General features: G+C 65.6%; 18 protein-coding genes and 2 pseudogenes. 10 read left to right on the forward strand and 10 right to left on the reverse strand.

Features of this window, described 5'->3' with window-relative positions; translation table 11 throughout:
• Nucleotides 1-128: 128 nt before the first annotated feature.
• The 3 genes and pseudogenes from ACTXG5_RS10720 to ACTXG5_RS10730 all read right to left on the reverse strand — a co-directional run bounded on the left by ACTXG5_RS10720 (nt 129) and on the right by ACTXG5_RS10730 (nt 1,368).
• Nucleotides 129-869, reverse strand: coding sequence for a TylF/MycF/NovP-related O-methyltransferase (locus tag ACTXG5_RS10720; protein WP_445163633.1), 741 nt, complete (start codon nt 867-869; stop codon nt 129-131).
• 49 nt (nt 870-918) lie between these two features.
• A pseudogene (locus tag ACTXG5_RS10725) lies at nt 919-1,067 on the reverse strand (SRPBCC family protein); the annotation flags it as partial.
• 19 nt (nt 1,068-1,086) lie between these two features.
• Nucleotides 1,087-1,368, reverse strand: a complete 282-nt coding sequence (locus ACTXG5_RS10730; protein ID WP_445163634.1) for a DUF2530 domain-containing protein — start codon at nt 1,366-1,368, stop codon at nt 1,087-1,089.
• 122 nt (nt 1,369-1,490) lie between these two features.
• Here ACTXG5_RS10730 and ACTXG5_RS10735 point away from each other — a divergent pair, with 122 nt between their 5' ends.
• The 3 genes from ACTXG5_RS10735 to ACTXG5_RS10745 are packed head-to-tail and all read left to right on the forward strand — an operon-like array spanning nt 1,491 to nt 3,036.
• The gene (locus ACTXG5_RS10735) at nt 1,491-1,922 is read left to right on the forward strand and encodes a MarR family transcriptional regulator (RefSeq protein WP_445163635.1); all 432 of its coding nucleotides are present in this window, start codon (nt 1,491-1,493) and stop codon (nt 1,920-1,922) included.
• Nucleotides 1,919-2,752, forward strand: coding sequence for a TrmH family RNA methyltransferase (locus ACTXG5_RS10740; RefSeq protein WP_445163636.1), 834 nt, complete (start codon nt 1,919-1,921; stop codon nt 2,750-2,752). The genes ACTXG5_RS10735 and ACTXG5_RS10740 overlap by 4 nt, the downstream gene beginning before the upstream one ends.
• Nucleotides 2,749-3,036 (forward strand): DUF2537 domain-containing protein, encoded by a 288-nt coding sequence (locus tag ACTXG5_RS10745; RefSeq protein WP_445163637.1) that lies wholly within the window; start codon nt 2,749-2,751, stop codon nt 3,034-3,036. The genes ACTXG5_RS10740 and ACTXG5_RS10745 overlap by 4 nt, the downstream gene beginning before the upstream one ends.
• Here the strand turns inward: ACTXG5_RS10745 and sepH are convergent, their stop codons facing one another.
• Together sepH and serC are read right to left on the reverse strand one after the other, a co-directional pair.
• Nucleotides 3,037-3,792: a septation protein SepH gene (gene sepH, locus ACTXG5_RS10750; RefSeq protein WP_445163638.1), complete on the reverse strand. Its 756-nt coding sequence runs from the start codon at nt 3,790-3,792 to the stop codon at nt 3,037-3,039.
• 121 nt (nt 3,793-3,913) lie between these two features.
• Nucleotides 3,914-5,038, reverse strand: a complete 1,125-nt coding sequence (serC, locus tag ACTXG5_RS10755; RefSeq protein WP_445163639.1) for a phosphoserine transaminase — start codon at nt 5,036-5,038, stop codon at nt 3,914-3,916.
• Nucleotides 5,039-5,276: 238 nt separating this feature from the next.
• Here serC and ACTXG5_RS10760 point away from each other — a divergent pair, with 238 nt between their 5' ends.
• Together ACTXG5_RS10760 and ACTXG5_RS10765 are read left to right on the forward strand one after the other, a co-directional pair.
• Complete coding sequence (locus ACTXG5_RS10760) at nt 5,277-6,302, forward strand: AurF N-oxygenase family protein (RefSeq protein ID WP_445163640.1); 1,026 nt, start codon at nt 5,277-5,279, stop codon at nt 6,300-6,302.
• Nucleotides 6,303-6,319: 17 nt separating this feature from the next.
• Nucleotides 6,320-8,002 carry an FAD-dependent oxidoreductase gene (locus ACTXG5_RS10765; RefSeq protein WP_445163641.1) on the forward strand — a complete coding sequence of 561 codons (1,683 nt, stop codon included), beginning with the start codon at nt 6,320-6,322 and terminating at the stop codon, nt 8,000-8,002.
• Here the strand turns inward: ACTXG5_RS10765 and ACTXG5_RS10770 are convergent, their stop codons facing one another.
• Nucleotides 8,003-8,458: a VOC family protein gene (locus ACTXG5_RS10770; RefSeq protein WP_445163642.1), complete on the reverse strand. Its 456-nt coding sequence runs from the start codon at nt 8,456-8,458 to the stop codon at nt 8,003-8,005.
• Nucleotides 8,459-8,598: 140 nt separating this feature from the next.
• Nucleotides 8,599-9,720, reverse strand: coding sequence for a citrate synthase 2 (locus ACTXG5_RS10775; protein WP_445163643.1), 1,122 nt, complete (start codon nt 9,718-9,720; stop codon nt 8,599-8,601).
• 71 nt (nt 9,721-9,791) lie between these two features.
• Here ACTXG5_RS10775 and pdxH point away from each other — a divergent pair, with 71 nt between their 5' ends.
• Both pdxH and ACTXG5_RS10785 read left to right on the forward strand, forming a co-directional pair.
• Nucleotides 9,792-10,451: a pyridoxamine 5'-phosphate oxidase gene (pdxH, locus tag ACTXG5_RS10780; protein WP_445163644.1), complete on the forward strand. Its 660-nt coding sequence runs from the start codon at nt 9,792-9,794 to the stop codon at nt 10,449-10,451.
• Nucleotides 10,452-10,623: 172 nt separating this feature from the next.
• A complete protein-coding gene (locus ACTXG5_RS10785) occupies nt 10,624-11,916 on the forward strand; it encodes a citrate synthase (protein WP_445163645.1) in 1,293 nt (430 codons plus the stop codon).
• A gap of 12 nt (nt 11,917-11,928) precedes the next feature.
• Here the strand turns inward: ACTXG5_RS10785 and ACTXG5_RS10790 are convergent, their stop codons facing one another.
• Both ACTXG5_RS10790 and ACTXG5_RS10795 read right to left on the reverse strand, forming a co-directional pair.
• Entirely contained in the window at nt 11,929-13,500 is a 1,572-nt protein-coding gene (locus ACTXG5_RS10790) for a phytoene desaturase family protein (protein ID WP_445163646.1), read from the reverse strand.
• Nucleotides 13,501-13,502: 2 nt separating this feature from the next.
• Nucleotides 13,503-13,766 (reverse strand): DUF2630 family protein, encoded by a 264-nt coding sequence (locus ACTXG5_RS10795; protein WP_445163647.1) that lies wholly within the window; start codon nt 13,764-13,766, stop codon nt 13,503-13,505.
• Between the two features lie 107 nt (nt 13,767-13,873).
• Between ACTXG5_RS10795 and arfA the strand changes: the two genes are divergently transcribed.
• From arfA to arfC, 3 genes and pseudogenes are all read left to right on the forward strand, one after another.
• Nucleotides 13,874-14,848, forward strand: a complete 975-nt coding sequence (arfA, locus tag ACTXG5_RS10800; RefSeq protein ID WP_445163648.1) for a channel-forming protein ArfA/OmpATb — start codon at nt 13,874-13,876, stop codon at nt 14,846-14,848.
• Between the two features lie 11 nt (nt 14,849-14,859).
• Nucleotides 14,860-14,940, forward strand: a pseudogene (arfB, locus tag ACTXG5_RS10805) (channel accessory protein ArfB); the annotation flags it as partial.
• 14 nt (nt 14,941-14,954) lie between these two features.
• On the forward strand, nt 14,955-15,455 hold the full coding sequence (gene arfC, locus ACTXG5_RS10810) for a channel accessory protein ArfC, sunset domain variant (protein WP_445163649.1): 501 nt from the start codon (nt 14,955-14,957) through the stop codon (nt 15,453-15,455).
• A 16-nt stretch (nt 15,456-15,471) separates the two neighbouring features.
• Here arfC and ACTXG5_RS10815 read toward each other — a convergent pair whose 3' ends face one another.
• Nucleotides 15,472-16,812: a HAMP domain-containing sensor histidine kinase gene (locus ACTXG5_RS10815; RefSeq protein WP_445163650.1), complete on the reverse strand. Its 1,341-nt coding sequence runs from the start codon at nt 16,810-16,812 to the stop codon at nt 15,472-15,474.
• Between the last annotated feature and the right edge of the window lie 21 nt (nt 16,813-16,833).

Below are 16,833 nucleotides of genomic sequence, written 5' to 3' on the forward strand. Positions count from 1 at the left end.
CGAGCCTCCGGCGGAGCCGCCCGAGCCGCCGGCAGACGTGCCCGAGTCGCCGGACTAGGCCGGGTTTTGCGGGCAACCGCGTGTAGCAGGATGCTGAGTTGGGGAAACCTGTCCTGCAAAAATCGAGGCTATGCGATCTGGGCAACCGCTTGTTCAAAATACTGGTTGTAGGCTAGGTAGACCGATTCTTTCCCGGTCCGTTCCAGGAATTCCTGGAATGCCTTGAATTCATGCTTTTCGGCTCCTGGGTAATTGTACATTTCATCAAATACGATTACGGTGCCTGATACGATATTATCGCCTAGCCGGTCGAAAATTTCCTTCGTAGATGCATAAATATCGCAATCGACATGCAAGAATGCGATGGGAGTAGATTTCAGAATTTGGTCTTTGAATTGTGGAAGGGTCTGATCAAACAGTCCCTTTACCAGGCTTACATTATGGAGAACCGGTGGCATCCACCCATCGATGTTGACCCGAAAAGTACCTTGAGGGACCGTAATATCGGGGCGATCCCATTCTTCAGGAAGCCCGTCAAAGGAATCGAATCCCCAGATCTGCTGCTCCGGATTGAGCGCGGCAATAAAATTGATGGTTTTTCCCGTACACACGCCCATCTCCAAAAATGCGCCGTGCAGCGTAACATGGTCAGAGCCGAATTTGAGCACCCCCGCATCGGTGTTTAGAGCGGCGGCCTCGCCAAAGTACTTTGTCACTACTGCCTGCGCCTCCGGCGAATCTCGATAGTCCTTGTCCTTGGGGTAAAAGTTGAGAACCTGACGCCCCTTGTGCCATTCGTTGCTAACGGTGGGCATCTTTACCAATTGATCCCAATTGAATCCTGTGCTATGCGAATGTTCTGATGTCATCGTTGTCTCTCTTCGGGTTGCGGTGAAAAAGTCACTGAGTAGGGCTTGTTGTGCGGGCGCCCGGGCGCTGCGAGCCAAAGGGCTTCACCCAGAGACACTGTGGGCTCCCTGCATGCGCCGGAAATCGGACATCAGGGGCCAGACGTTTGAGGCCGGCGCGACGATATCGACTTGCGCCTGCAATAGCGGGGCTGCCATTGCTCCTCCGACTCGGGATCTAGGGATCGTTGTGGTCGAGAAAGGTTTCCAGACCCTGCTGCGCGCCGCGCTGGCCACGCCGCGCACCGGCGAGCTGCAGCAAGAAGATCGACGTTCCCACCACTCCGGTTCCGAGCCCGGCCAGCGCCACCGGACGCCAACTCTCGAGGGCGGGAACAAGAAACGCGGCGGCGACGGCGATCAACCAGCCCACGGCGCCAATCGCGATGAACGGCCACAGCTGGAGCAGCGCAGGCGGTAGCGGCGGCGGCGCGGGACTATGGCCAGGTTCGGCGCTCATCGCGATCAATCTAACCCGGAGCCGCCGCCGCCGCGGCGCGGGTTGAGGCGACCGTCGCAGCGATCGGCCGTCCTTCGTCGTTTCGCAGCCCGATTTCTCGCGTTCCGATGTAACCTCGCGCCATGCCTGACAGCGATGCGCGGCTGGCGGCCGACCTGTCGTTGGCGGTCATGCGGCTAGCCCGCCAACTGCGGTTTCGAAATCCATCCGCTCCGGTGTCGCTCTCTCAGCTGTCGGCATTGACGACCCTGGCCAACGAGGGCGCGATGACGCCCGGCGCCTTGGCGATTCGCGAACGCGTCCGGCCCCCGTCGATGACGAGGGTGATCGCGTCGCTGGCCGACGAGGGGTTCGTGGATCGCACCCCGCACCCCGTCGACGGCCGGCAGGTGCTGGTGTCGGTCTCCGAGTCGGGAGCCGAATTGGTCAAGGCGGCCCGACGTGCCCGTCAGGAGTGGCTGGCCGAGCGGCTCGCGACGATGGACAGCGACACCCGCGCCACCCTCCGCGAGGCGGCCGACTTGATGTTGGCGCTCGTCGACGAAAGCCCGTGAGCGCGCGCCTGGATGTCCAGGACGTCAACGATCCCGACGACCCACGGCTCGACGATTTCCGCGACCTGAACAGCATCGACCGGCGCCCGGATCTGCCCACCGGCAAAGGGCTGGTGATCGCCGAAGGTGTGCTGGTTGTGCAGCGCATGTTGGCCTCCCGCTTCACCCCACACGCCTTACTCGGCACCGAGCGCAGGCTCGACGAGCTCAAAGACGACCTGGCCGGCTCTAAGGGTTTGGCAGTGCCGTTCTACCGAACTCCCGCCGATGTCATGGCGCGGGTGGTCGGCTTCCACCTCAATCGTGGGGTGCTGGCCGCCGCGCGGCGGGTGCCCGAGCCGGGCGTCGCGCAGCTGGTCGAGGGTGCCCGGACCATCGCGGTGCTCGAAGGGGTCAACGACCACGAGAACCTGGGTTCGATCTTCCGCAACGCGGCGGGGCTGGGCGTGGACGCGGTGGTGTTCGGCAGTGGCTGTGCCGATCCGCTGTACCGTCGCGCCGTTCGGGTGTCGATGGGGCATGCGTTGCTGGTGCCGTATGCGCGTTCCGGGAACTGGCCCGCCGATCTCGGGATGCTGAAGGAAAACGGATTTCGGCTGCTGGCGATGACTCCGCAGGGCGACGCCAGCGCACTGGCCGGGGCGATGGAAGCGGCGCGCGACGATCGTGTTGCGGTGCTGGTCGGCGCCGAAGGACCGGGACTGAGCCCCGCCGCCCTGCGGTTGAGCGAGGTGCGGGTACGCATCCCGATGTCGCGCGGCACCGACTCGCTGAACGTCGCCACCGCCGCGGCGTTGGCGTTCTACGAGCGGGTTAGGCTCGGCGAGTGAGCGACAAACTCGGCCAACGCACCCAGTCTGTGCCCTGGGCAACGGGTTTGACGGTGGCGGGATTTGTCGCGGCGGTTACCGGTGCCGCGATTGTGGTGCTGAGTCTCGGGCTGGTCCGGGTGCATCCACTGTTGGCGGTCGGGCTCAATGTGGTGGCCGCCGGAGGGTTGGCGCCGACGCTGTGGGGGTGGCGGCGCACGCCGGTTCTGCGGTGGTTTGTGTTGGGTGCGGGAGTGGGCGTGACCCTCGCGTGGCCGGCGCTGCTCGCGCTGACGCTGTCGTAGCTAGCGCTGTCCGCCTGAGCGCACGCCGAGTAGCACGTCCTCCCAGGCCGGAATGACCGGCTTGCCCCGGCGGCTGTGCACCGGCTGCTCCGGAGGCGGGGCGGGCGCGGGTTCAGCGGGCTCTTCGAATTCGACGTGGGCCACTCGCGCAAGCGGCCGCAGCGGACGCTCGAAGTCGGGGTCGATCAGCTCACTGGCGGCATCGTCGATCGCGGTGGCCGTTCCGCCGTGGGCCCCCAGCGTGAAGAAGAAATGGGCCAGGTTGTCGGAGCGGCCGACCTTCCACGCCAGCTGCGCGGTCCAGCGGTTGTCCTCGTTGCGCCACGCGTCCCAGCTGAGTCCGCTGGGATCCAGGCCGCGGGCGACCATTGCGGTGGTGACGGTCTCCAGCAGGGTCATCACCGCGGGGCCGTCGGCGAGCATGGGGTGTGCGGCCGTTGCCAGCTCGGCGGCTCGGTAACGCTCCAGCAACACCGGGTGGGCGAACCGGCGGATCCGTGCGATGTCGGAGCCCGACGCGGCAGCTACCTGCTCGACGGACGCGCCGGCCCGGATCTTGGACTGAATTTCCTTGGGGCTCAGCATGTTGGTGAGCTCGATGTCGAGGTGCGGTTGCTCCGGCGAGGCGACTGCGCCACGTAGAAGGTCCCGCAGTCGATCGTCGGCCGCCAGCTTGAACCGCTCTGCGGGGTCATCGCCCTCGCAGATGATGTATTTGCTGTCGGCGTCGAGCCCAACCATTTTGAGTTCCCGCATGGCATCTCCTCGCAGGCTTTGTGCAGGTCAGCGACGACCCGTCACACGCGCACTCTAATCCAGCTAACGCCCATAACGTGTGCTGACACGCTGGGCGGTTTGCGTGCTGATGGCCAGATGGTTAAAGGCGTTCGACAACCCAGTCGACACACTGGGTCAGGGCGGTGACGTCATCGGGGTCGACCGCGGGGAACATCGCCACCCTCAACTGGTTGCGGCCGAGCTTGCGGTACGGCTCCGTGTCGACGATGCCGTTAGCCCGCAAAGTCTTGGCGACCGCCGCGGCGTCAACGTCGTCGACGAAGTCGATCGTGCCGACCACCTGGGAGCGCAGCGCGGGGTCGGTGACGAACGGCGTGGTGTAGGACCGTTCTTCCGCCCAGGAGTACAGCCGCTGCGAGGAGTCGGCCGTGCGCTTGACCGCCCAGTCCAGGCCGCCGTTGCCCAGCAGCCAGTCGAGCTGCTCGGCCATCAGCACCAGGGTGCCGATCGCCGGTGTGTTGTACGTCTGATCCTTGAGACTGTTCTCAATCGCGATCGGCAGCGACAGGAAGTCGGGAACCCAGCGACCGGATGCGGCGATGGCCTCGACGCGCGTCAGCGCGGCCGGGCTCATGATGGCCAGCCACAGGCCGCCGTCGCTGGCAAAATTCTTCTGCGGCGAGAAGTAGTAGGCATCTGTGTCGCTGACGTCGACCGGGAGGCCACCCGCGCCGGACGTCGCGTCAATGGCGACTAGGGCGTCACCCGAACCGGCCGGGCGGCGGACCGGGACGGCGACGCCGGTCGACGTCTCGTTGTGCGCCCACGCGATCACGTCGACCGACGGGTCGGATTGCGGCTCGGGCGCGCTGCCCGCTTCCCCCTTGACGATGATGGGATCCCCGACGAACGGGTTGGCGGCGACTGCCGAGGCGAACTTCGAGCTGAACTCGCCATAGGTGAGGTGCAGCGAGCGCTTGTCGATGAGCCCGAACGCGGCCGCGTCCCAGAACGCGGTCGCGCCACCATTGCCCAAAATGACCTCGTACCCGTCCGGCACGGAGAAAAGCTCCGCCACCCCTTTGCGCACCCGGCCCACCAGATTCTTGACCGGCGCTTGCCGGTGCGAGGTGCCGAACAGCGCGGCCGCGGTGGTGGTCAGTGCCTGCAATTGCTCGGGTCGGACCTTTGAGGGGCCGCACCCGAAGCGGCCGTCACGGGGTTTGATGTCAGCGGGGATCTGGAGCTGGTCAGCCATGCTCATCAGGGTAGTGAGCCGACTTGGCGCGGCGATGGGGCGGGTTTGTTGTCCGCTTTCACCGCCATGGATAGCGCCTGGCAGAAGTCGTAGCGCCCGCCACCGGTGTGATCTACGCCATACCAACTATGTGACCACTGGTCAGGCAACAGTGTTCTCGAAGCCTCTAGTCAATTCCCGGTACCTGCGGTACCGTTTAGACATATGACGTCCAAATGTAAACCTCGTTGGGGAGGGCTTGGATATGGCTAGGACGCGAATGGTTCGGCGTTGGCGGCACAAGATGGAAGTGCGCGACGACGCCCAGTACGTTGACATGCTCGCCACGCTGTCTGAGGGGTCTGTGCGGCGGAACTTCAACCCGTACACCGATATCGATTGGGAGTCACCGGAGTTCGCCGTCACCGAGAGCGATCCTCGGTGGATCCTCCCGGCAACCGACCCGCTGGGCCGCCACCCCTGGTACCAGGCCCAGCCCGAAGAGCGCAAGATCGAGATCGGCATGTGGCGTCAGGCCAACGTGGCCAAGGTGGGGCTGCACTTCGAGTCGATCTTGATCCGTGGACTGATGAACTACACGTTCTGGGTGCCTAACGGCTCGCCGGAATACCGGTATTGCCTGCACGAATCGGTCGAAGAGTGCAACCACACCATGATGTTCCAGGAGATGGTCAACCGGATCGGTGCTGACGTTCCGGGCATGCCGCGGATGCTGAAGTGGATCTCGCCGGTGGTTCCGTTGGTGGCCGGCCCGCTGCCGGTGGCATTTTTCATCGGCGTGCTGGCGGGCGAGGAACCCATCGACCACACCCAGAAAAACGTGCTGCGCGAAGGCAAGTCGCTGCACCCGATCATGGAACGGGTGATGGCCATCCACGTGGCCGAAGAAGCGCGGCACATCTCGTTCGCCCACGAGTTCCTGCGTAAGCGGCTGCCGGACCTGACCAAGCGGCAACGGTTCTGGACCGCGTTGTACTTGCCGCTGACGATGAAGCTGTTGTGCCGCGCCATCGTGGTGCCGCCCAGGTCGTTCTGGCGCGAGTTCGACATTCCGCGTGAGGTCAAAAAAGAGCTGTTCTTCCGCTCGCCGGAATCGCGAAAGTGGCTGAGCGACATGTTCGGTGACGTTCGGATGCTGGCCTACGACACCGGTCTGATGGAAAACCGCTCCGCGCGGCTGATGTGGCGGATCTGCAAGATCAACGGGAAGCCGTCGCGCTACCGCAGCGAGCCGCAGCGTCAACACTTGACCGCCGTTCCGGCCGCATAGGTACTGCGAGTTCCTTTATGCCGCATGTTATTACCCAGTCGTGCTGTAACGACGGGTCCTGTGTCTTCGCCTGTCCGGTGAATTGCATTCATCCGTCGCCGGATGAGCCGGGCTTCGCGACGACGGAGATGCTCTACATCGATCCGGTCGCCTGCGTCGACTGTGGTGCGTGTGTGAGCGCCTGCCCGGTCGGGGCGATAGCGCCCGACAACCGGCTGGAAAGCAAACAGCTGCCGTTCGTGGAGATCAACGCGTCGTTCTACCCCGAGCGATCGGCCGACGAGAAGCTGCCGCCGACGTCGAAGCTCGCCCCGGTGATCCCGGCCGCGCAGGTGCATGCCCGTCGTCAGCCGCTGACGGTGGCCATTGTCGGGTCGGGGCCGGCGGCGATGTATGCCGCCGATGAACTGCTGACGCAGCATGGCGTGCGGGTCAACGTGTTCGAGAAGCTGCCCACGCCTTACGGGTTGGTGCGCGCGGGAGTGGCGCCTGATCACCAGAACACCAAGAAGGTCACCCAGCTCTTCGACCGGGTCTCCCGTCATCGCCATTTCCGCTTTTATCTCAACGTCGAGATCGGCAAGCACCTGAGCCATGCCGAGTTGCTGACCCACCATCACGCGGTGCTGTACGCGGTCGGTGCACCCGACGACCGCCGGCTGGACATCGACGGCATGGGCCTCCCGGGAACCGGGACTGCCACCGAGCTCGTCGCGTGGATCAACGGGCATCCCGACTTCACTGACCTCCCAGTCGATCTCAGTCACGAACGCGTGGTGATCATCGGCAATGGCAATGTCGCCCTGGACGTGGCTCGCGTGCTCACGGCCGACCCTGACGACCTGGCCCGCACCGATATCTCCGACCGCGCGCTCGCAGCGTTGCGCAACTCCGCGGTCCGCGAGGTCGTGGTCGCCGCCCGGCGCGGCCCGGCCCACTCGGCGTTCACGCTGCCCGAATTGATCGGTCTCACAGGCACATCCGACGTCGTGCTCGATTCCGAAGACCGCAACCTGGTGGCGCGCGATCTTGCGACCACCTCGGACACGTTGACCCGGAACAAGCTGGAGATCCTGAGCAAGCTGGGCGACGGTTCGGTTCCGGGGCCGCGCCCGCGGGTCCGGCTGGCCTATCGGCTCACACCCACGCGCGTGCTGGGTGAGCAGCGGACCGCCGGTGTGGAGTTCTCGGTCACCGGCACCGAAAACGTGCACCGGATCGATGCGGGTCTGGTGCTGACGTCGATTGGCTACCGCGGCAAGCTGATTCGTGACCTTCCGTTCGACGAGTCGGCATCCGTCGTCCCGAACGACGGTGGCCGTGTCGTCGATCCCGGCTCCGGCCGACCCGTGGCCGGCGCCTACGTCGCGGGGTGGATCAAGCGCGGCCCGACCGGATTCATCGGCACCAACAAATCCTGCTCCTGCCAAACCGTCCAAGCCCTGGTCGCCGACTACAACGCCGGCACGTTGACCGACCCGGCGACCAAGCCGGACGGGCTGGACGGGCTGGTGCACGCGCGCCAACCCGACGTCGTCGACTCCGCGGGATGGGCCGCCATCGATGCGGCGGAGATCGCCCGTGGCATCGACGACGGCCGGCCGCGCAATAAGTTCACCGTTGTCGCCGACATGCTCGCGGCCGCGGCGACGGCGCCACCGACGCCGCGACGCCGGCTGCTGGCGCGGCTGCTCGGCTAGCTACCCGCTTGCGCCGGCCATTGCCGCTTGGATCTCTTCGGGGCTGACCTCACGCACCGGCTGCCCAAGCGACCACTGGTGGCCGAACGGGTCGGCGACCACGCCGTAGCGGTCTCCCCAGAACTGGTCCGCCAGCTCAGTCACCTGCGTGGCGCCGGCGTCGAGTGCCCGCTGGAACTTGGCGTCGACGTCGGTGACCGTCAGATGGATGGTGACCGGAGTTCCGCCCAGTGACTTCGGCGTCATCGACTTGCCGCCACACATCTCCGGGAAGTCGTCGTTGAGCATCACGGTAAAGCCGTTGATGCGGACAGCGGCATTAACCAGCCTGCCGTCGGGACCGGGCACGCGGCCCAGCTCCTCGGCGCCAAAAGCCTTGACGTAGAAATCGATCGCCGCGGAGGCATCTCCGACCACGAGGTGGGGAATTACTGCAGGTTCGACGTTGATGGCCATTGGGGTCTCCCTGGTGTCGGTTCGCGTGCCAGCCCCCAGGCGGAGACTGGCTCACGGTTATTGACTGCGTCCGCGACACAAAATCATCGCGGCGAGCCCCATTCAATCGCCGGGCACCGACAACTGCGCCCGAGCAGCACTCAGGCGTGGCTGAGAACCCGGTCCCAACCCTCGACGGACTCCGGGCTGCGCGGGTTCGGGCCGACGTAAATCGCCGACGGGCGGACGAGCTTGCCCAGCCGCTTCTGCTCGAGAATGTGGGCACACCATCCCGCGGTGCGCCCACAGGTGAACATCGCGGGCATCATGTTGGCCGGCACCTGGGCAAAGTCCAGCATCACCGCGGCCCAGAACTCGACGTTGGTCTCGATCGCCCGGTCCGGTCGGCGCTCCCGCAGCTCGGCCAGCGCCGCCTGCTCCACCGCGACCGCGACCTCGTAGCGCGGCGCTCCGAGCCGCTGGGCGGTCGCTCGCAGCACTCGCGCCCGGGGGTCCTCCGCGCGGTAGACCCGGTGTCCGAACCCCATGAGTTTGTCGCCGCGGTCCAGGATTCCCTTGACCAATCCGCGGGCGTCACCGGTGCGCTCGACCTCCTCGAGCATCGGCAGCACGCGGGCCGGAGCCCCACCGTGTAGCGGCCCACTCATCGCACCGATCGCACCGGACAGCGACGCGGCGACGTCGGCACCGGTGGACGCGATCACCCGCGCGGTGAAGGTTGAGGCGTTCATGCCGTGCTCGGCGGCCGACACCCAGTAGGCGTCGATGGCTTCGACGTGCTTCGGGTCGGGTTCGCCCTGCCAGCGCGTCATGAAACGCGCTGTGACCGTTTGGCATTCATCGATGACCGGTTGCGGCACGGCAGGCTGGTAGATGCCCCGTGCGGACTGCGCGACATAGGACAGTGCCATCACCGACGCCCGGGCCAGCTGGTCGCGGGCGGTGGCTTCGTCGGTGTCGAGCAGTGGCTTGTACCCCCAGATCGGCGCAAGCATCGCCAGGCCCGCCTGCACGTCGACGCGGACGTCACCGGTGTGGATTGGCAGCGGGAACGGCTCGGCGGGCGGCAGCCCGTGGCCGAACCGACCGTCGACCAGCAGCCCCCAAACGTCGCCGAATGTGACCTGCTGATCCACCAGGTCTTGGATGTCGACACCGCGGTAGCGCAGCGCGCCGCCATCTTTATCCGGTTCGGCGATCTCGGTGGTGAAGGCCACTACGCCTTCGAGGCCGGGGACGAAATTTTCCGGGACCACAGTCATAGGAAAATTCTTGCACCCCGCCTTTGGACCGACGCTACCGGCCGGTAGCAACCGCCGGTAGCGTTGGCCCGATGGCAGGACCAGACGACGATCACCTGCAGCGGATGCGAGTGGAATACGGATCGGCGGAGCGCGACGCTAGCTCTGATCTGGACGCTTCCTGGCTCGACGGCGGTTGGCTTGCGTTGTTGCGGACGTGGATTGATGATGCCGAACGTTTCGGCGTCTCCGAGCCCAACGCGATGGTGCTGGCAACCGCCGCGGACGGCAAGCCGATGAGCCGATCGGTGTTGTGCAAAAGCGTCGATGAGACCGGAATCACCTTTTTCACCAACTATGACTCGGCCAAAGGTATCGAGCTGGCGGCGACGCCGTATGCGTCGGCGACGTTCCCCTGGTACCTACTCGGGCGCCAGGTCCACATTCGGGGCGCGGTGACCAAGGTCGACCCGCAGGTCACGGAGGACTACTGGTCCAAGCGGCCGCGCGGCTCGCAGCTGGGTGCGTGGGCGTCGCACCAGTCGCAGCCGATCGCCTCACGCGCGGCGCTGATCGATCAGCTGGCCGAGGTGACCGCCCGCTTCGCCGACTTCGAGCGGGTCCCGGTGCCGCCCGGCTGGGGCGGGTATCTGCTCGCGCCCGAGGTGGTGGAATTCTGGCAGGGGCGGGAAAACCGGCTGCATAACCGCATTCGGGTCGTCGGCGGTCACGTCGAGCGCCTGCAGCCCTGATCACACGCCTGTGCGGCCTCACACCGCACGATAAGCGCGGGTTCACCTGGAGGAAAGCCGCGAGCTCAGCAGACCCGACCCCGGGCAGGCACGTCCTCGCGATAACGACTACCTTCAGCTGTACGCACCTAGTCAGGCGCAGCCATACCAGCCAGAGCGCAAAGGGGTTCTCGTGGCCGACACCGACGACACCGCATCTCTGAAGTACCCGGGCGGCGAGATCGATCTGAAGATCGTCAACGCCACCGAAGGAGCTGACGGTATTGCTCTCGGCCCGCTGTTGTCGAAGACCGGCTATACGACCTTCGACAACGGCTTCGTCAACACTTCCGCGTGCAAGAGCTCCATCACGTATATCGATGGCGACGCGGGCATCCTGCGCTACCGCGGTATCCCGATCGATCAGCTCGCCGAGAAGTCGACCTTCATCGAGGTGAGCTACCTACTGATCTACGGCGAGCTGCCCAGCACCGACCAGCTGGCCGACTTCACCAAGCGGATCCAGCTGCACACGATGCTGCATGAGGACCTGAAGCGATTCTTCGACGGCTTCCCGCGCAACGCCCACCCGATGCCGGTGCTGTCCAGCGCGGTCAACGCGCTCTCGGCGTATTACCCCGATTCGCTTGACCCGACCGACACCGAGCAGGTCGAGTTGTCGACGATCCGGTTGCTGGCCAAGCTGCCGACGATCGCGGCCTACGCCTACAAGAAGTCCGTCGGTCAGCCGTTCCTCTACCCGGACAACTCACTGTCGCTGGTGGAGAACTTCCTGCGGATGACGTTCGGACTGCCCGCCGAGCCCTACGAGGCCGACCCCGAGGTGGTGCGGGCGCTGGACATGTTGCTTATCCTGCACGCCGACCACGAGCAGAACTGCTCGACATCGACGGTACGGCTGGTGGGATCGTCGCAGGCCAACCTGTTCACCTCGATCTCCGGCGGCATCAACGCGCTGTGGGGCCCGCTGCACGGTGGTGCCAACCAGGCGGTGCTCGAGATGCTCGAGCAGATCCGCGAAAGTGGCGACGACGTCAGTGAATTCGTCCGCAAGGTGAAAGACCGCGAAGAGGGCGTCAAGCTGATGGGCTTCGGTCACCGGGTCTACAAGAACTACGACCCGCGGGCCCGGATCGTCAAGGAACAGGCCGACAAGATCCTGGCCAAGCTCGGTGGTGACCCGCTGCTGGACATCGCCAAGCAGCTCGAAGAGGCCGCGCTGACCGACGACTACTTCATCGAGCGCAAGCTGTACCCGAACGTCGACTTTTATACCGGGCTGATCTACCGGGCACTCGGGTTCCCGGTGCGGATGTTCACCGTGCTGTTCGCGTTGGGCAGGCTGCCCGGTTGGGTCGCGCACTGGCGTGAGATGCACGACGAGGGCGACAGCAAGATCGGCCGTCCGCGTCAGATCTACACCGGCTACACCGAACGCGACTACGTCGGAATCGACACCCGGTAAAACCCGCGGGCGTTAGCTTCGCATCGAGGCCAGCACCGCCATCGCGGCGTTGTGGCCGCCGATGCCCGACACGGCTCCGCCGCGGCGAGCGCCAGAGCCGCACAACATGATTCGTGCGTGTGCCGTGGCTACGCCCCATTGACGGGCCGGGGTGTCGAGCGGGTCGTCGTCGGCGGCGAACGGCCAGGATAACGCGCCGTGAAAGATGTTTCCCGCGGTCATCCCCAGGGTGCGCTGCAAGTCCAGGGTGGTCGTCGTCTCGATGCATGGCCGACCCCGGGCGTCGCTCATCAGCACATCCTGAATCGGTTCGGCCAGAACGGAATTCAGTGATGCCAGCACCGACTCGGTTAGCTGATCGCGGGAGATTGGGGGGTCGCTGCCGTCCAGCAACGAGTGCGGTGTGTGCAAGCCGAACACCGTCATCGTCGCCGCGCCCGAGTCGCGTAGCCCGGCCGACAAGATGCTGGGGTCGGTCAACGAATGGCAATACGCCTCGCACGGCAACAGATCCGGTAACCGCCCGGCGGCAGCCTGTGCGTAGGCCGTATCCAGTTGGCTCCACGTCTCGTTGACGTGGAACGTCCCGGCAAACGCTTGTTCGGGAGTAACGCTGTTGTCGCGCAACCGGGGCAGTCGTTGCAGCACCATGTTCACCTTCACCTGCGCCCCGGGGGCCACCGGCGCCGGCGGTTCACCGAGCAGTTCGGCCAATACCGCCGGTGTGACGCCGGCCAGAACGAACCGGCCCTGAACATGGTGTTCTTCGCCGTGGTGGCGGTAGCTCACCCGACCGTCCGGTTCCACCTCGTAAACCTCTGCGTCAGTGGTTATTTCGGCGCCAAGGCGGACAGCGGCGGCGGCCAGGGCCGAGGTGACCGAGCCCATCCCGCCGATCGGGACGTCCCAATCCCCGCCGAGCACGTGATACAGGAAGCAGATGTTTTGGCGCAGCGACGGGTCGTCGAGACGGGCGAAGGTGCCGATCAGCGCGTCGGTGGCGATCACCCCGCGGACCAGGTCGTCGCGCACCGCATCGGCGATGGCCCGCCCGATCGGTTCTTCGACGATGGCCCGCCACGCGGCGGCGGCCTCGGGGTCGCCGCCGTCCAGAACATGGCGGTGCGCCTGCTCGCGGGTGCGCAGCGGTTCCAGCAGGGTCGGCCAGAGCCGGTCGGTCACCAGTCGGCAGCGCCGGTAGAACGCGGCGAAACCGGGCTCATCGTCGGCGGCGCCGACCGAGCCGAATGAATCGTGCCCGCCGTGCGACCCGATCAGCAGTCCGCGGCGCCCGCCCGGTTGCGGGGTGTACGACGAAAATTGCCGCCGGGCCAACCGCACTTCGGCGCCCAAGTCCTCGACGATGTGCGATGGCAACAAGCTGACCAGATACGAGTACCGCGACAGCCGGACGTCGACCCCGTCGAAGGCCTGCGCCGAGACGGCCGCCCCACCGATGTGCCCCAGCCGCTCCAATAGCCGCACCCGGAGGCCGGCCCGGGCCAGGTAGCCCGCTGCCACCAGGCCGTTGTGGCCCCCGCCCACGACGACTACGTCACAAACGGGCGCGTCATCGACGGACATCTCTAGCCGAGATAGCCCTCGACCTGGTCGGGGGGGCGCACCGCGGCCTCGCGCGGATCGCCACCGGTTTCCCGCAGCGCGCGCCGCTGACGCAGCAGGTCCCAGCACTGGTCGAGTTCGACCTCGACCCGGCGCAGCCGGTCGTGCTCCTCGGACTCGCTGATGTCGCGGTGCTGCAGCTGTGCCCGTAGGTCTTTCTCCTCGGCAACCAGGTTGCGAATGTGCACCAGGGTCTCGCTGTCGGTCGGTTTCCTGCCATCGCCCATTGCTCTAGTGTGCCCGACGCAGGCGGTGTTGCAGGGCCGAGTCGGTAGGCTGCATATCGCCCGCAGGACGCACGCGTCCCGGCAAGTGCATCGAGGAGGGGTCAGTCTTGGGCTTACGGGCGCGTTTCGGCCACGCGGCCGTGACCGCCGACGCGCGGCGGGCCTCGATTTCCCACCGGCGCTCGCTGGGCCTTCCGTGGCTGATTGGCTTGGTGGTTATTCCGCTACTGATCGCGGCAATCGGCCATGGCGCATTCGAGCGGCCCCGGCCGGCCGGGGCACCGCCGGCGGCCGCATCATCGAGTAAGGCCGGTAAGCCGCCGTTGTCCTTGGCGCCGCTTTCAATTGCCCGCAACGGCAATGACATAACCCTCACCGGTGATTTTCCCGATGATTCCGCAAAAGCCGTGCTGACGAAGGTGCTGAAAAACGCACTGCCTGCCGGCGTCAACATCGTCGACCAAATCCTGCTCAACCCGAATGTCGACGCCCTCGATTTCTCAAACGCCGGATCGGTTTTCAAGAACAGCGCGTCGATTACCGACTTCAATCTCACGGTCAACGGGGACAGCATCACCCTGACCGGAACTGCCGCGTCGCAAGATCAGAAGAACACGATCGAGCGGGAAGCCGCACACACCTGGTCGAATCTGAATGTCGTTGACCAGCTTGCGGTTGCCGGCTCGGCTCCACCGTCGGCACCTCCGGCACCTGCAGCCCCGTGCGGCGATCTGCAAACGGCCGTCAATACCGCGACCGGCGGGCCGATCACCTTCGGAAACGACGGATTCAGCCTGACCCCGGCCGATGATCAGATTCTGACTCAGGTGGCGGCCAAGCTGAAGGCGTGCCCGAACGCGCACGCGACGATCAACGGCTACACCGACGATTCCGGCACCCAGGCGGTCAATGTCCCGCTGAGCAACAACCGCGCCCAAACGGTCGCCGATTTCCTTGTCGCCCAAGGTGTTACCGGCGATCGCCTGACCGTTAGGGGCCTCGGTTCGATCAACCCGGTCGCCACGAACGACACCCCCGATGGCCGAGCCAAGAATCGCCGCGTCGAAATCGTGGTCAGCTAAGGAGGATCGGCATGGATTTCGTGATCCAATGGTTGTGGTATCTGCTGGCCTTCGTGGCGGGATCGGCAGTCGCGTGGGTGATCGCGGCGTTGATAGGTGCGCGACGATGAATCACGTGCACTGGTGGCTATTCGGCTTGTCCTTTGCGATGGGGTTGGTGCTGACGCTCGCGCTCTTGAGGCGACCCGTCAAACACGAAGTGCCACTGGACGTTCCGGTCGATAACTCGCTGATACCGGACCCTCCGACGACAAGGATTGTGTCCGAATCGCCGACCACGCAGATCCCCACGGATGTCGAGTCGCGGACGACAAAGATTCCGATCACGAAAAGCGTTCCACAAGAGCAGGTTCCGGCTGCTCAGGAATCGCCGACGAAGAAGATCCCGGTGGCGCCGCCAGCGCCCTACGGACCCGGCTCCGCACAATCCGCCCCCGATGGCCGCGGCCCGGCGGGATGGTTGGTCAAGGCGCGTTCGGATACCCGCCTTTACTACGTCCCGGACAACCCCACGTACGACCCAATGGTTGCCCAGGTCTGGTTCAAGGACGAAGACTCCGCTTTGCGGGCCGGCTTCACGCCGCGGCACCACAACTCGCGGAAATGACCACGAGGGTCGGGCTTTAACTGGGGGCGGGCAGACGCAGCAGGAGCCGCGCGCCGCCCAGCGGGCTGTCTTCCAGCGAAGCCGTCCCGCCGTGCAGGTGGGCCTGCTGGGCGACCAGGGCCAGCCCGAGACCCGACCCCGAGTGCGAGGCCGTCGACCCGCGGGCGAACCGTTGGAAAACCACTTGGCGCTCGCTTTCGGGCAGCCCGCTGCCGTTGTCGTCGACGGCGATCTCCACTCCGGCGCGCGAGCTGACCGCCAACAACTGGACGCGGGTGGCGCCGCCATGCTTGACGGCGTTGGCGATCGCATTGTCGACGGCGAGACGCAATCCGGCCGGCATCCCAACGATGATGCAGGTGGGTGACGGCACCAGGGATACATCGAGGTCGGGGTAGACGCGGGTGGCGTCGTGGGCGGCGCGGTCCAGCAGGTCGGTGATGTCGACCGGCACGTGATCGTCCGAAGTCGACAGTTCGCCCTGCGCCAACCGCTCGAGCGCACTCAGGGTTGTCTCGATCCGGGACTGGGTGCGGATGACGTCGCTGATCACCTCTTTGCGCTGGTCGTCGGGCATGTCCAGGGTCGACAACACCTCGAGGTTGGTGCGCATCGCGGTCAGCGGAGTGCGCAGTTCGTGGGAGGACACGGCAGCGAAATCACGCGCCGAGGTCAGGGCCTCCTTGGTGCGGTTCTGCTCGTTCCAGATGCGTTGCAGCATGCCGCGCATGGCCTCGGCGATCTCGACGGCCTCGGTGGCGCCGTGCACTTCGACCCGTGGTGCCTCGTCGCCCGCGTCGATCAGCCGGGTTTGCTGCGCAAGCTGTTTGAACGGACGCACCGCGAACGAGGCCAGCAGCCACGCAAACACCATCGACGCGAAGATGGCAAAACCGCAGATCAACAGCACCCTGCGATGCAGGTTGTTGGTCTCGGCGAGGGTGGCGTCATACGTCGCGCCAACGGCCAGCGATCTCGGCCCGGGCCCAGGGATCTCCACCGTGCGCACTCGATAGCGCACCCCATGGACGAAGGCATCGGCGTAGTCGCCGTTGAGCTTGGGCAGCGTGACGTCGGAATTCGACTCGACCACTTGGCCGAGGCGCACAGTGATGATCGCGTCCCGGTCGCTGGGTGAGCGCGGGATTTCAGCCAGCCCGCGGCCAACGAACGGGATCGCGAAACCCGCTGCCTCATCGAGCCGGCGGTCCAGCCGTTCCTTGCGGTCGTTGGTGATCCCGACCCAGACGACGGTGCCGACGATGAGTACTGGAATCGCGGCGCCGATGGCTGTCGCGAGCACCACCCGGGTCCGCAACGAGGGCGTTCGGGCCAAGATCCGCGATAGGAATTTCATGGCGATCGCTATCTAGTGCAT

The organism is Mycobacterium sp. Dal123C01, assembly GCF_052566995.1.

Excerpts from the sequence above, each read along its gene's own strand:
- ACTXG5_RS10720 (WP_445163633.1), bottom strand. The coding sequence starts at position 869 with ATGACATCAGAACATTCGCATAGCACAGGATTCAATTGGGATCAATTG.
- ACTXG5_RS10795 (WP_445163647.1), bottom strand. The coding sequence starts at position 13,766 with ATGGGCGATGGCAGGAAACCGACCGACAGCGAGACCCTGGTGCACATT.
- ACTXG5_RS10765 (WP_445163641.1), top strand. The coding sequence starts at position 6,320 with ATGCCGCATGTTATTACCCAGTCGTGCTGTAACGACGGGTCCTGTGTC.
- serC (WP_445163639.1), bottom strand. The coding sequence starts at position 5,038 with ATGAGCATGGCTGACCAGCTCCAGATCCCCGCTGACATCAAACCCCGT.
- sepH (WP_445163638.1), bottom strand. The coding sequence starts at position 3,792 with ATGCGGGAACTCAAAATGGTTGGGCTCGACGCCGACAGCAAATACATC.
- pdxH (WP_445163644.1), top strand. The coding sequence starts at position 9,792 with ATGGCAGGACCAGACGACGATCACCTGCAGCGGATGCGAGTGGAATAC.
- ACTXG5_RS10760 (WP_445163640.1), top strand. The coding sequence starts at position 5,277 with ATGGCTAGGACGCGAATGGTTCGGCGTTGGCGGCACAAGATGGAAGTG.
- ACTXG5_RS10735 (WP_445163635.1), top strand. The coding sequence starts at position 1,491 with ATGCCTGACAGCGATGCGCGGCTGGCGGCCGACCTGTCGTTGGCGGTC.
- ACTXG5_RS10775 (WP_445163643.1), bottom strand. The coding sequence starts at position 9,720 with ATGACTGTGGTCCCGGAAAATTTCGTCCCCGGCCTCGAAGGCGTAGTG.
- ACTXG5_RS10815 (WP_445163650.1), bottom strand. The coding sequence starts at position 16,812 with ATGAAATTCCTATCGCGGATCTTGGCCCGAACGCCCTCGTTGCGGACC.
- ACTXG5_RS10790 (WP_445163646.1), bottom strand. The coding sequence starts at position 13,500 with ATGTCCGTCGATGACGCGCCCGTTTGTGACGTAGTCGTCGTGGGCGGG.
- ACTXG5_RS10770 (WP_445163642.1), bottom strand. The coding sequence starts at position 8,458 with ATGGCCATCAACGTCGAACCTGCAGTAATTCCCCACCTCGTGGTCGGA.
- arfC (WP_445163649.1), top strand. The coding sequence starts at position 14,955 with ATGAATCACGTGCACTGGTGGCTATTCGGCTTGTCCTTTGCGATGGGG.
- ACTXG5_RS10730 (WP_445163634.1), bottom strand. The coding sequence starts at position 1,368 with ATGAGCGCCGAACCTGGCCATAGTCCCGCGCCGCCGCCGCTACCGCCT.